The sequence below is a fragment of the Candidatus Pelagibacter bacterium nBUS_44 genome (assembly GCF_051200895.1).
In the GTDB taxonomy this organism is placed as follows: Bacteria; Pseudomonadota; Alphaproteobacteria; order Pelagibacterales; family Pelagibacteraceae; genus Pelagibacter.
This window is the reverse complement of record NZ_CP172838.1, coordinates 1,175,757-1,188,424: the sequence shown is the minus strand read 5'-3', so window position 1 is coordinate 1,188,424 and position 12,668 is coordinate 1,175,757. Positions and strand designations below refer to the sequence as shown.

Annotated in this window: 13 protein-coding genes; 6 read left to right on the top strand and 7 right to left on the bottom strand. The window is 27.7% G+C overall.

The window, feature by feature from the left end:
* Nucleotides 1-14: 14 nt before the first annotated feature.
* Genes gloB through metX form a run of 3 tightly spaced genes read right to left on the bottom strand, consistent with a single transcriptional unit; the run spans nt 15 to nt 2,450 of the window.
* The gene (gene gloB / locus ACIJYB_RS06635; RefSeq protein ID WP_435150755.1) at nt 15-731 is read right to left on the bottom strand and encodes a hydroxyacylglutathione hydrolase; all 717 of its coding nucleotides are present in this window, start codon (nt 729-731) and stop codon (nt 15-17) included.
* Between the two features lies 1 nt (nt 732).
* Nucleotides 733-1,329 (bottom strand): methionine biosynthesis protein MetW, encoded by a 597-nt coding sequence (gene metW, locus ACIJYB_RS06630; RefSeq protein WP_435150754.1) that lies wholly within the window; start codon nt 1,327-1,329, stop codon nt 733-735.
* Nucleotides 1,330-1,331: 2 nt separating this feature from the next.
* Complete coding sequence (gene metX, locus ACIJYB_RS06625; protein ID WP_435150752.1) at nt 1,332-2,450, bottom strand: homoserine O-acetyltransferase MetX; 1,119 nt, start codon at nt 2,448-2,450, stop codon at nt 1,332-1,334.
* 192 nt (nt 2,451-2,642) lie between these two features.
* Between metX and hisC the strand changes: the two genes are divergently transcribed.
* Both hisC and ACIJYB_RS06615 read left to right on the top strand, forming a co-directional pair.
* Complete coding sequence (gene hisC, locus ACIJYB_RS06620; RefSeq protein ID WP_435150750.1) at nt 2,643-3,725, top strand: histidinol-phosphate transaminase; 1,083 nt, start codon at nt 2,643-2,645, stop codon at nt 3,723-3,725.
* A 24-nt stretch (nt 3,726-3,749) separates the two neighbouring features.
* Entirely contained in the window at nt 3,750-4,622 is an 873-nt protein-coding gene (locus tag ACIJYB_RS06615; protein WP_435150749.1) for a prephenate dehydrogenase, read from the top strand.
* On the opposite strand, the gene ACIJYB_RS06610 is transcribed toward ACIJYB_RS06615, so the two are convergent.
* From ACIJYB_RS06610 to ACIJYB_RS06600, 3 genes are read right to left on the bottom strand one after another with little or no spacing between them, the layout of a single operon-like run.
* A complete protein-coding gene (locus ACIJYB_RS06610; protein ID WP_435150747.1) occupies nt 4,619-5,365 on the bottom strand; it encodes an NlpC/P60 family protein in 747 nt (248 codons plus the stop codon). The two genes, ACIJYB_RS06615 and ACIJYB_RS06610, sit on opposite strands and share 4 nt — an antisense overlap.
* Nucleotides 5,355-6,731: an AmpG family muropeptide MFS transporter gene (locus tag ACIJYB_RS06605; protein WP_435150745.1), complete on the bottom strand. Its 1,377-nt coding sequence runs from the start codon at nt 6,729-6,731 to the stop codon at nt 5,355-5,357. The genes ACIJYB_RS06610 and ACIJYB_RS06605 overlap by 11 nt, the downstream gene beginning before the upstream one ends.
* A gap of 2 nt (nt 6,732-6,733) precedes the next feature.
* Complete coding sequence (locus tag ACIJYB_RS06600; RefSeq protein WP_435150743.1) at nt 6,734-8,173, bottom strand: TrkH family potassium uptake protein; 1,440 nt, start codon at nt 8,171-8,173, stop codon at nt 6,734-6,736.
* Nucleotides 8,174-8,262: 89 nt separating this feature from the next.
* Here ACIJYB_RS06600 and ACIJYB_RS06595 point away from each other — a divergent pair, with 89 nt between their 5' ends.
* Genes ACIJYB_RS06595 through ACIJYB_RS06580 form a run of 4 tightly spaced genes read left to right on the top strand, consistent with a single transcriptional unit; the run spans nt 8,263 to nt 11,789 of the window.
* On the top strand, nt 8,263-9,825 hold the full coding sequence (locus ACIJYB_RS06595) for a lysine--tRNA ligase (RefSeq protein ID WP_435150742.1): 1,563 nt from the start codon (nt 8,263-8,265) through the stop codon (nt 9,823-9,825).
* Complete coding sequence (locus ACIJYB_RS06590; RefSeq protein WP_435150740.1) at nt 9,825-10,877, top strand: quinone-dependent dihydroorotate dehydrogenase; 1,053 nt, start codon at nt 9,825-9,827, stop codon at nt 10,875-10,877. Before ACIJYB_RS06595 ends, ACIJYB_RS06590 begins: the two co-directional genes overlap by 1 nt.
* 52 nt (nt 10,878-10,929) lie before the next feature.
* A complete protein-coding gene (rpmB, locus tag ACIJYB_RS06585; protein WP_435085686.1) occupies nt 10,930-11,241 on the top strand; it encodes a 50S ribosomal protein L28 in 312 nt (103 codons plus the stop codon).
* The gene (locus tag ACIJYB_RS06580) at nt 11,241-11,789 is read left to right on the top strand and encodes a queuosine precursor transporter (protein ID WP_435150738.1); all 549 of its coding nucleotides are present in this window, start codon (nt 11,241-11,243) and stop codon (nt 11,787-11,789) included. The genes rpmB and ACIJYB_RS06580 overlap by 1 nt, the downstream gene beginning before the upstream one ends.
* A 2-nt stretch (nt 11,790-11,791) precedes the next feature.
* Here ACIJYB_RS06580 and speB read toward each other — a convergent pair whose 3' ends face one another.
* Nucleotides 11,792-12,667, bottom strand: a complete 876-nt coding sequence (gene speB, locus ACIJYB_RS06575; protein ID WP_435150736.1) for an agmatinase — start codon at nt 12,665-12,667, stop codon at nt 11,792-11,794.
* Nucleotide 12,668 lies beyond the last annotated feature (1 nt).

Below are 12,668 nucleotides of genomic sequence, written 5' to 3'. Positions count from 1 at the left end.
TCAAGTCGAATTAACTAAAAATTATCCTTTAAATCTCTCAATTTTGAAAAGGATTCAACATTTTTTGCCCTGAGAAATATATTGCATTCTATTTCGTCTTTTAGAGTAGATGGAATTGTGGGTTGGGCTTTTTCATGTTTTTTTGCAATTTCTAATATTTTGTTTTGAAGATTAGTATTTTCAGGATCATGTTTAATGCAAAATTTAGAATTTTGAAGTGTATATTCGTGTCCACAGTAAATTTTAGTATCTGCAGGCAAACTTTTAATTTTGTTTAAAGACTCAAACATTTCTTGATAAGTACCCTCAAAAATTTTTCCACAACCAAGTGAAAATAATGTATCTCCAGTAAAGATTAGTTTTTCATTAAAAAAATGAAAACTAATATGGCCTGTAGTATGACCAGGAATATGAATAATTTTTGCTTCAAAATTATCATTTTTCCAAACTTGATTATTTTCTACTAAAACATTTATTCCAGGAATTCTTTCAGCGTCATCTTTGTACCCAACTACTATTGAATTGTATTTTTTTTTTAACTCTTCATTTCCACCAATATGATCATAATGATGATGTGTATTTAAAATATATTTTAAGTTTATTTTTTTTCTCTCCACCAAATCTATTACTGGTTTAGCTTCACTAGGGTCAATAACACAAGCATTATTATTTTCATCAATAATTAGATAACTATAATTATCTTGTAGGCAGGGAATTATTTCTACAATCATATTATTTTTCTATTAAAAAAATACCCAAATCAGCAAATAAGTTTTTAATACCAAGGTTTGTATTATTGATTAATGAAACATTTTGATCATTTAAAGCCAGTGATTTAAAAATTTTAAAGTTTCTAGATTTTACAAAATGTACAAAATCTTTAATTGTACACATATGTAAATTAGGTGTGTTATACCATTCATCAGGTAGAGCTTTAGTTATTGGCATTGTTCCTTTAGTTAATAAATGTAATCTTACTTTCCAATAACCAAAATTGGGAATGGTAACTATTGCTTTTTTACCAACTCTTAATAATTCACTAATAACCAATTCAGGATTTAAAAATGCTTGTAGCGTTTGACTTAACACAACATAATCAAAAGATTTATCAGGAAATTGTTTTAAATCTTTTTCAGCATTTCCTTCAATAACTGTTAGACCTTTTGCAATACATTCTTGTACTTTATCTTTAGATAATTCTAATCCTCTGATATCAATATTTTTATTATCTTTTAAAAATTTCATTAAAGTACCATCTGCACACCCAACATCTAAAACACGTGTGTCTTTTTCAATTAAATCAGCAATAACTTTAAATTCATTTTTCATAATTAATTATTTGTATATGATTTGTCTAAAAAGTTTTTAAGTGCACTTAAGAATTCTGGAACATCAAGCAAGAATGAGTCATGTCCTTTGTCTGATTCAATTTCGACAAAACCAACATCAGCACCAATAGCATTTAAAGCAATTACAATTTCTTTATTTTCTTGAGTTGGGTAAAGCCAATCTGAAGTAAATGATATTACAAAAAATTTAGCTTTAGTTTCTTTAAAAGCATCAGATAAATTACCATTAAATTGTTTATATAAATCAAAATAATCCATTGCTCTTGTAATATAAAGATAACTGTTAGCATCAAATCTATCTACAAAAACTGATCCTTGATATCTAAGATAGCTTTCAATTTGAAAATCTGCATCAAAACTAAACTTAAGATCTTCTCTTTCTTGTAATTTTCGTCCAAACTTTTCTTGAAGACCTTTTTTTGAAAGATATGTGATATGAGCAGCCATTCTTGCAACAGCCAAACCTTTATTAGGAATTAATTTTTTAGAACTATAATTTCCTTCATTCCAATTATTATCAGCAGCAATTGCCTGTCTACCAAGTTCGTTGAATGCAATATTTTGAGCAGAGTGACTAGACGTACATGCAATTGGTATTACAGTTTTTGCTTTATCTGGAAAATTACTAATAAATTGAAGAACCTGCATACCTCCCATTGAACCACCAGTAATTGAAAAAAGTTTATCTATATTTAAGTGATCAAGCAAATTGTATTGAGCATTAACCATGTCATTAATTGTAATTACTGGAAAATTTGTACCAAAAATTTTTTGTGTATCAGGATCTTTATGACTTGGTCCATATGAACCCAAACATCCACCAATTACATTTGAACATATTACAAAATATTTATTAGTATCAATTGCTTTACCAGGGCCTACTGCATATGACCACCAACCATCTTTATTTGTAATTGGGTTTAAGCCAGTTACAAATTGATCGCCCGTTAGTGCATGAAAAACTAAAATAGCGTTATCTTTTTTTTCATTTAAAGAACCATATGTTTCGTACGCAATTGGAAAATTATTGATAGTTTTTCCACAATCTAGTTTAAGTGGTTTTTTAACAATCAAAGTTTTTAAGTTTTTCTCAGTATTCATAATAAGTGACATTATTTGAATTGAGAGAAAAAAAACAATTTTAGCGGTTTTTTTTAAGCGCTCGCAATTCAGTTAAATCAGCGCATAAATTTTGTACAAGAAGTTATTTATTATGTCAATTTTTTTAAAAAGTGTCTTATTCTGTGTAAAAATTTATAATTTTATCTATAAAGAACTCATAAACTAAAAAAAATGACCACTCCAAAATTTAAAAATTTTAATATTGAAGCATATAAGCCTGGTAAATCGAAAATTAAAAAATTAAAAAAAATAGTAAAATTATCAGCCAATGAGTCAGCTTTAGGAATGAGTCCCAAAGCAATTAAGATAATATCAAATAAAAAATTAAACCTAGAGAGATATCCAGATGGTAAATCTGATATTTTGAGAAAAGAGATATCAAAAAAATACAAATGTAATTCTAATAAAATTATATGTGGAGCAGGATCTGATGAAGTTATTCAAATGATATGTCAGTTATTTTTAAAGCCAAAAGATGAGGTTGTGGTCCCTCAATACAGCTTCTTGATGTATAGAATTTATACGAAAATTGTTGGTGCCAAAGTTATTTTTGCTAAAGAAGTTAAACTTAAAGTTTCAAGTGCTGAAATACTTAAGAAAGTAAATAAAAAAACTAAAATTGTTTTTCTAGCAAACCCAAACAATCCAACAGGAACTTATCTGACAAAAAAAGAAATATTGGAACTTAGAAAAAAATTAAATAAAAATATTTTATTAGTAGTGGATGATGCTTATGCAGAATATATGAAAAATAGAGATTACTCATCAGGATTAGATTTATTTAAAAATAAAGATAATGTTTTTGTACTAAGAACATTTTCTAAAATATTTGGATTAGCCTCATTAAGAGTGGGGTGGGGCCATGGACCAAAAAAAATAATTGATGCTTTAAATGTTATTAAAGCCCCATTTAATGTTAGTCATCTTGCACAATTAGCCGCAACAGAATCACTAAAAGATAAAAAATTTATTGAACGTTCAGTAAGGCATAACTTGTATTTTGCTAAGAAGATCAAGTTTTATCTTGAAAAGTATAATATTTTTTCAAATTCTATCTCTGCAAATTTTTTGTTATTAGATTTTGAAAAATGTAAATTTAGAGCTAAATATTTTTATGAACAATTGAAAAGAAAAGGAATTATTGTAAGATCTACTGAAGAAGGTTATCGCATTAAAAATAAATTGAGATTAACTATTGGGTCTAAAAGTGAAAATTTAGCATTTATGAATGCTGTAAAAAAAATATTAAATTAACATGAAAAAAATTTTAATTATTGGATGTGGTTTGTTGGGATCATCTTTATTGAGACGAATTCAAAAAAAAAAATAGCAAATAAAATTTATATTTATGAAAAATCAAAGTCCTGTATTGCAAAAATTAAAAGATTAAAACTTCCTGGAATAATTGTTAAAAGATTAGAGGAAGGTGTAAAAAAATCAGATTTAATTATTTTATGCACACCAATGAGTGAATATAAAAATCTTATTCTTAAAATGAATAAATTTTTATTAACAAAAACTATTATTACAGATGTTGGTTCATCAAAATTAGAGTCTTCTAAGATTATTAAAAAATTTTTAAGAAAAGATGTATGTTGGACTCAAAGTCATCCAATTGCCGGTTCTGAGGTAAGTGGGCCAGAACATGGTAAGCATGATATATTTGAAAAAAAATGGTGTGTGCTAATAAAAGAAAAAAGTACCAAGAAAAAACATTTATCGATGCTGGGTAATTTTTGGAGGAAAATTGGTTCAAAAGTGGTTGTTATGACACCTGAAAAGCATGATAAAATTTTTTCTATAACTAGTCATCTTCCCCATTTAATTGCGTATAATTTAGTGAAATCAGCACAAGATTTTGAAAAAATACAAAATTTTGATTTGATCAAATATAGTGCGGGTGGTTTAAGAGATTTTTCAAGAATAGCAGCTTCAAATGAAATTATGTGGAGAGATATATTCTTTAATAATAAGCAAAATATCTCAAGAGCTATTGATTTATTTATCAAAAACTTAAATTCTTTTAAAAAAGATATTAATTCTAAAAATAACAAATCAATCTTAAAAAAATTAATCCAAACTAAAAAAGTAAGATCAAAAATTATTAAGTTGAAACAAGATATTAATAAACCTGACTTTGGTAGAAATTAATATTTAATAGAGGATATTTTTTTTACAGTTAGATTTGCTGTTATTTTAATTCGTTCTATTGTCTTTGTGATTGACATAATTAAAACTTTTTTCTCAGGGCCATAGGCATGAATTAATTTTTTAGAATCAATACATATTGCTACATGACCTTTCCAGAAAATAATATCTCCTTTTTTAAATATTTTTCTTTTAGTACTTTTTTTTGTATATTTTATTTGGTCTTTTGTATCTCTAGGGTAAAAGGACATATTATAATAATAAAACAATTGTAATAAAGCTGAGCAGTCTATTCCTTTATATGTTTTACCACCCCATATATATTTAGTTTTTAAAAATAATTTTAATATTTTTACAAAATCTTTTTCTTTGTGATTTATCTTTTTTAAATCACTTTTTTTAAGCCATTTATTATTTTCAAATTCTACAAAATTTTTATTTTTCTTAATTATTGAAACTTTTGATCCAAAAGGCAAAAATTTTTTAGTTATTTTATTTGGCTTACTAAAAATAGTAGCTTTTAAATTGTAAACTTTATGGCTTGGATTATGTTTATTTGAGTAATTTTCATTTTTAATGTAGCCCACATAATTATCAAATGAAGATTTTATTTTGATCCAATTTTTATTTTTTGATAAAATTTTGAATCTTTCTCCATATAAAACTTGAGATGTTACTTCTGAAAGTTTAGAAGATTTTTTATAAATATTTGAAAATTGACTTTTATAAAAAAAATTATTTTTCACGAAGTTTAAGTTTATCCTTAATAAACCATAAGCAGATCAAAGAGGGAATCACCATAATTGCAGTTAAAATAAAGAATGTACCCCAATCTCCATTTAGCCAATCAACCAAAGCTCCAGATGATGAAGCTAGTGTAGTTCTCCCGGCAGTTCCAATTGAAGCAAGTAGTGCATATTGAGTTGCTGTATACGTTCTATCTACTAGTAGCGAAATAAAAGCCACAAAAGCAACTGTCGCAAAAGCTGCAGCTATATCATCAAAAATTACAGCAACCGCAAATAATAATTCTGATTTTCCACTCCATGCTAATGCGGTAAACAGTAAATTAGTTGCAGCCATTAATATTCCTGCAAGAAACATTGCTTTTAAAACTCCAGATCTGATTACAAAAAGTCCACCAAGCAATGTAAAGATAACTGTAGTTATCCATCCCAAAGTTTTTGAGTAAATTGCAATATCTCCCTTCGAAAAACCCATTTCTTTATAAAAGACAATCGACATACGACCTAAAAATGCCTCACCAATCTTAAACAAAAAAACAAAACCTAAAATACCTATTGCAATAGAAAAACCATTTTTTTTAAAAAAACTAACTACAGGTCCCCCAAGAGTTCCACTTATCCAAGCTATAATTTTTGTTATAATGTTCTGTGAACCCAGCTTATTTTGGATTAACTTATCCGTTTCTTCTTGATTAACTTTCCTAGTATTTGAATCTTGTTCATGAATAAACATTAAACCAATGTTCATTAAAATTACTATAATTCCCAAAATTAAAAACGTTGATTGCCAATAATTTACAATTCCTAAATTTTGGAAGTACTCAGCAGTAAATAAAGCTATTACGCCTCCCAATTTATATCCACTCCACCAACCAACAACTGCCATTGCAGCACCAGCAGCCATAGATTTTCCCTCATTTTCATCAATTTGTTCAATTCTTAAAGCATCTACAGTTATGTCTTGTGTGGCTGAAGCTATAGCAATAACTAAACCAACAGTAATTAGTAGTGCTAAATTTTCAGTTGGATTTATAAAACTCCAAACAATTAAACAAACTAAAATTGCAACTTGCATTAATAATATCCAACTTCTTCTGTGGCCAAGTTTTTTAGTTAGATATGGAATCCGTAGCCTATCTATTAGAGGTGCCCATAAATAGTTAAAAGCATAAACACCAAATATTAATCCTGCCCAACCTATTGTTGATCTACTTAAACCCTCTTCTTTAAGCCATAAACTTAAACTACTTCCTATTAAAACCCATGGAAAGCCAGAGATAGCTCCAAGCAATAATATTCTAAACATTCTTCTGTCTAGATAAACTGAAAAAGTTTCTGATAAAGATTGTTTTTTTATTTCAAGCATTTTTAGTTTCTCCAAAATGATGGTAGGAATAATACTAATATTGCAAAGAGTTCTAGTCTACCTAAAATCATTCCAATAGTTAAGACCCATTTAGAAATATCAGGTAAAGATGAAAAATCTCCATTAGGACCAATTATGGGACCTAATCCTGGCCCAACATTTGAAATTGAAGTAGCTGCTCCAGATATTGCAGTGATAAAATCAAGACCTGTCAAAGATAACAATGCAGTTAGTATAAAAAATATTACAAAGTAAAGATAAATAAAAGAAATTATTGAAGCAATGAATTTATCATCCACAGAACTTTGATCATATTTAATCATAAACAATCCTTTTGGATAAATAATTTTTTTAATTTGATTTGATATAAATAAATATAAAATTTGAATTCTAAAGATTTTAATTCCACATGTGGTTGAACCTGCGCAACCACCTATAAACATTAGGGCTAAAAATAAAGTTAATGGAAAACTACCCCATCCATCAAATTCAGCGCTTACATAACCAGTCCCAGTTAATATTGAAATGGTATTAAAAAAAACTGATCTTAAACTAAAATTACCATTATTATTTATTAATAAATAAATTGATAAGATAATTACAGTTGCAATTATAATTTTTAAAAAAGTTTTTATTTGAATATCTGTTAAAAAAATTTTTCTATTTCCACTTATAAATTTAATGTAAGCAATAAAAGGCAAACTTCCCAAGATAATAAATATCATTGATGAAATTTCTATTGGAATACTATTAAAGTAACCAATTGATTGGTTATAATTTGAAAAACCACCGGTTGCTATTGTAGTCATTGAGTGTGTTAAGCTATCAAATTTGTTCATTCCAAATACCCAATAAGTCAACGCACACATTATAGTCAGTCCTGAATATATATAGATTAATCTCAGAGCTATCTCTTTAGATTTTGGAAGTATTTTTTCTCCAGAATCATTGCTAGAAATTTTAAACAACTGCATTCCACCGACGTTCATTATTGGCATTAAAGTTATAGCCATGACAATAATACCGATGCCTCCAAGCCATTGTAGAATGGCTCTCCATAATAAAATTCCTTTTGGAGTATATTCTAAATTAGAGATAATAGTTGATCCAGTGGTTGTTATACCAGACATGCTTTCAAAAAAAGCATCCGTAACTGATAGTTCGATCGTTGAAAATATAAAAGGAAGAGACCCAAAAATTGCTATGCTTAACCAAGAAAGAGCAGTGAGCAAGAAGGCCTGCTGTAAATTTAATTTCTTGTCATGATCTAAATTTGATAAAAAAAATAAAGTTCCAAAAATTATAGTAACAATTGATGCTCCAAAAAATGAGGAGTCTATTTCAGAGTAAGCAAATTGTACAAAAATAGGTATGAACATGAATACACCAAGAATTATTTGTAAAATTCCCAGGGTAAAAAAAACAGTTTTATAATTAGACATTTTGAAAGAACATTATTTTATGGTAAATAAATTTCAACTCTATAAGAATTAGTAAAATCACTGATTTAAGATTTTTAGAAGCATAATTCATGATTAAAAAAGAAAATTTAGACAAAACTAGTGCTTGGCCTTTTGTAGAAGCAAAAAAATTACTTCGAGAAAGAAAGTCTTTTATAGAAAAAAAAGGCAAGATTATCCTTCAAACAGGTTATGGACCTAGTGGTCTTCCACATATTGGAACATTTGGTGAGGTTGCAAGAACATCAATGATGGTAAATGCTTTAAAGCAACTATCAGATCTTCCAACTGAAATAATAACATTTTCTGATGATATGGATGGCTTACGAAAGGTGCCAGACAATGTCCCTAATCAAGAATTGTTGAAAGATAACCTCCATAAACCGCTAACTAAAGTTCCTGATCCATTTGAAAAATTTGGAAGTTTTGGTGAGCATAATAATGAAATGTTAAAAAATTTTTTAGATAGTTTTAAATTTAATTACAATTTCCAAAGCTCTACATCACTTTATAAAAGCGGATTCTTTAATCCAACACTTAAAATAATTTTAGAAAATTATGAAGGAATTATGAATATTATTATTCCAACCTTAGGTAAGGAGCGTCAACAAACTTACAGTCCATTTTTACCAATTTGTCCTGAGACTGGACATGTTTTAGAAATTCCTGTTATCGAAATTAATAAAGAAAAATCAAATATTATTTTTGATAATAAAGGAAAAAAATTAGAGTCAAGTATCTTGGATGGGAATTGTAAATTGCAATGGAAAGTTGATTGGGCAATGAGATGGTACGCATTAGATGTAGACTTTGAGATGTATGGAAAAGATTTGATTGAAAGTGCAATTTTATCTACAAAAATAATAAATTTATTAGGAAAGAAAAATCCATCTGGTTTTGCATATGAGTTATTTTTAGATGAAAAAGGTGAAAAAATTTCTAAATCAAAAGGAAATGGGATAACGATTGATCAATGGTTGGAATATGCATCACCAGAAAGCTTATCCTTGTACATGTATCAAAATCCAAAAAGAGCAAAAAAGTTATATAAAGAAATAGTACCTAAAGCCGTTGATGAGTATTTAGATTGTATTGAAAAATCCAAAAAACAAAATGAGCTACAGTTATTAATGAATCCTGTATGGCACGTACACAATGGCAACATTCCAAAAGAAGAAATGATTATGACATTTTCAATGTTACTTAATTTAGTTGAAACAAGTAATGCTGATAGCAAGGATTTGTTATGGAAGTTTGTTAAAAAATATAAATCAGATATTACTGAAAAAAATTTTCCAATTTTTGATGGCCTAGTTGGTTATGCAATTAAATATTTTAATGATGTAATTAAATCACAAAAAAAATATAAAATACCAAATGAGTCAGAAAAACTAGCTCTTGAAGCATTAGTGAAAACTCTTGAAAAATGTACAGATGAAATGTCCCCAGAAGATATTCAAACTTTGATTTATGCCACTGGAAAGGAAAATGGTTATACTGATAGCTTAAGAGATTGGTTCAAATTAATATATGAGGTAGTTTTTGGTGATGAAAATGGACCTCGAATGGGATTTTTTATAAGTTTTTTTGGTGTAAAAGAAACAACCGAGTTGTTAATAAATAAATTAAAATAATGTTTTCTAAATTAAGACCGCTAATATTTAAAGTAGATCCTGAAAAAGCACATACTTTAGCAATAAAATCATTAAAATTTAATTTAATTCCTAACTTATTTGATGAAAGTAAAAATGATCCTATTTTTCAAACAAAAATTTTTGACAAAGATTTAGATAACCCAATTGGAATGGCGGCTGGTTTTGATAAAAATGCAGAGGTATACAACTCATTATTTAAATTGGGATTTGGATTTGTAGAGGTTGGAACGATTACTCCTTTGAAACAATATGGAAATCCTAAACCTAGAGTGTTCAGATTAGTTGAAGATGAAGCATTAATTAATAGGCTAGGCTTTAATAATCATGGTGCCGAAATAGTTAAAGATCGTATTAAGCGTAATAACAAGATGGGTTTACTTGGTATTAACATTGGACCCAATAAAGACTCTAACGATAGACTGAATGATTATTTAATTGGATTAAAAACTTTTTATGATGACGCAGACTATATAACAATCAATATTTCATCACCAAACACTGAAAATTTAAGAACATTTCATGAAGGTAATAAATTACAAGATTTGCTTAAGTCTATTATGTTAGAAAAAAAAAATTTAAAATCAAATATTCCTATTGCTGTTAAAATTTCACCAGATATAAATGAAAATCAAGTTAACTTAATTTCTGAAATTCTTTTAGAATATGAAATAAAAGCAATCATCATTTCAAACACATCAGAAGCCACAAGAGATAAACTGAGTGACATACAAAGACATCAAAAAGGAGGCTTGTCTGGAAAACCAATTAAAGAAAAATCTAATATTTTGATAAATAGATTTTATAAATTATTAAAAGGAAAAATAAAAATTATAGGTGTTGGTGGGGTTGATTCTGGTAAGTCAGCTTATGAAAAGTTAACAGCTGGCGCAGATTATGTGCAGCTATATACAGGGATGGTTTTTAAAGGACCAAATATTGCAGGAATTATAAAAAAAGACCTAAAAGAATTATTAATTAGAGATGGAGTTAAAAATTATACAGAAATTGTAGGAAATAAATCTCTATCTTAAATCTATTAAACTTGACGCTTTCCACATCTCCCCTTATATAAGCACTATTATTATGTCAAAAAAATGTGAATTAACCGGTAAAATCCCAATGAAGGGTCACAACGTTAGTCATGCCAATAACAAGACTAAAAGAAGATTTTTACCAAATTTAAAAAAAGTAAAATTTACAAGTGAACTAATGAAGAGAAGTCTAAAGTTAACAGTAAGCAATTCTGGCGTTAGATCTGTTGATAAAAAAGGTAGTTTCGATGAATTTCTCAAGGCAGTTAAAAACAAAAATCTGTCCCCAAGATTAAAGAAATTAAAAAAAAGTATTTTAATTAAATCTCCATTTAAAAAAAAGCCTGTAGTTAAAACTGCTTAATGAGCAAACTTTTTATTACCCTGTCAGTTTTGATGGGAGTAGTTGTTTTATCTTCAAATTATCTTGTCCAATTTCCAATTAATTATTATGGATTAAGTGAAATTCTAACTTATGGAGCTTTTAGTTATCCAGTAGCCTTTTTGATTACAGACTTAGCCAATAGATTTTATGGTAAATTTGTTGCTAGAAAGATTGTATATTTTGGATTTTGTATAGGAATTATTTTTACACTTTTATTTTCAACTAATTTTGCTGATTTAATTTCTATAAGAATTGCCATTGGATCTGGAATTGCTTTTCTTACAGCGCAACTATTAGATATTCAAATTTTTGACCGTCTAAGAAAAAAAGAGTGGTTTATAGCCCCTTTAACTTCATCTGTTATTGGATCTACAGTGGACACTTTTCTATTTTTTTCGATTTCATTCTATGCAACAGGAGTACCTTGGATAACATTGTCATTGGGTGATCTAGCAGTAAAATTATTTGTATCCTTAGTAATGCTTATACCATTTAAAATTTTACTTAAAATTAGTAAACCAATTTAAATTTAATACAAAAACTTATAAGATAAAATTTTGTAAGCTAGTTTTGCTACAAGAAAGTTATATGAGTTAAAGCCTTTTATTGGTGATAATTCATTTATATCTGCACCAACAATTTTTGAGTTTTTTGCTGCTATTCTAATAATATTTAAAGTTTCATCCCATAACAATCCACCTGGCTCAGGAGTTCCAGTTGCTGGCATTATACTCGAGTCTAAACCATCAACATCAAAAGTCAGATAAACTGTTTTGTTTTTAATTAATTTTTTAAATTTATTAAGATTCCATTTATTTTTATCTTTTGCCCAAAATATATTGATTCTTGATGAGTTCTTTTTTAAAAAAGGAATTTCTCCTTCTGATATATTTCTAATACCAAAAGAAATTAACGAAACATTTGGGTAGTCCAAACATCTTTTTATAGCTGAGGCATGTGAGAACTTTTCTCCATTATAGCTTTCACGCAAATCTGCATGAGCATCAAAGTGCAGTAAGCAAATATTTTTATATTTTTTAGTAAAAGGAGCAATACATCCAGGTGTTATTGAGTGCTCTCCACCAAACGTCATAGGAAAAAGTTTTTTATCTAAAATTTCCTTATTAATTTTAGACATTTTTGAGAGTGCCTTTTTGATGTTTTTGTCTATCTTAAAAGGTCTTAATGTTTTAATACCTATTTTTTTGTATGGCTCACAACTTAGTTCTTCATCATACAGTTCTACTTGATGTGAAGCTTTGATAATTTCTTTAGGTCCATTTTTTGTTCCTCCACCGTAACTAACTGTTTTTTCAAGACCAAATGGAACTACAACAACTTTTTCTTTGAAATCAACTTTATTGTCAATTCCTAAAAATCCATTTTTATTAGAAAGATATTTCAAT

Bases quoted from the DNA above. Each gene is read 5' to 3' on its own strand.
- gloB (WP_435150755.1), bottom strand. From the start codon at position 731: ATGATTGTAGAAATAATTCCCTGCCTACAAGATAATTATAGTTATCTA.
- metW (WP_435150754.1), bottom strand. From the start codon at position 1,329: ATGAAAAATGAATTTAAAGTTATTGCTGATTTAATTGAAAAAGACACA.
- metX (WP_435150752.1), bottom strand. From the start codon at position 2,450: ATGAATACTGAGAAAAACTTAAAAACTTTGATTGTTAAAAAACCACTT.
- hisC (WP_435150750.1), top strand. From the start codon at position 2,643: ATGACCACTCCAAAATTTAAAAATTTTAATATTGAAGCATATAAGCCT.
- ACIJYB_RS06615 (WP_435150749.1), top strand. From the start codon at position 3,750: ATGTGGTTTGTTGGGATCATCTTTATTGAGACGAATTCAAAAAAAAAA.
- ACIJYB_RS06605 (WP_435150745.1), bottom strand. From the start codon at position 6,731: ATGCTTGAAATAAAAAAACAATCTTTATCAGAAACTTTTTCAGTTTAT.
- ACIJYB_RS06600 (WP_435150743.1), bottom strand. From the start codon at position 8,173: ATGTCTAATTATAAAACTGTTTTTTTTACCCTGGGAATTTTACAAATA.
- ACIJYB_RS06595 (WP_435150742.1), top strand. From the start codon at position 8,263: ATGATTAAAAAAGAAAATTTAGACAAAACTAGTGCTTGGCCTTTTGTA.
- ACIJYB_RS06590 (WP_435150740.1), top strand. From the start codon at position 9,825: ATGTTTTCTAAATTAAGACCGCTAATATTTAAAGTAGATCCTGAAAAA.
- rpmB (WP_435085686.1), top strand. From the start codon at position 10,930: ATGTCAAAAAAATGTGAATTAACCGGTAAAATCCCAATGAAGGGTCAC.
- ACIJYB_RS06580 (WP_435150738.1), top strand. From the start codon at position 11,241: ATGAGCAAACTTTTTATTACCCTGTCAGTTTTGATGGGAGTAGTTGTT.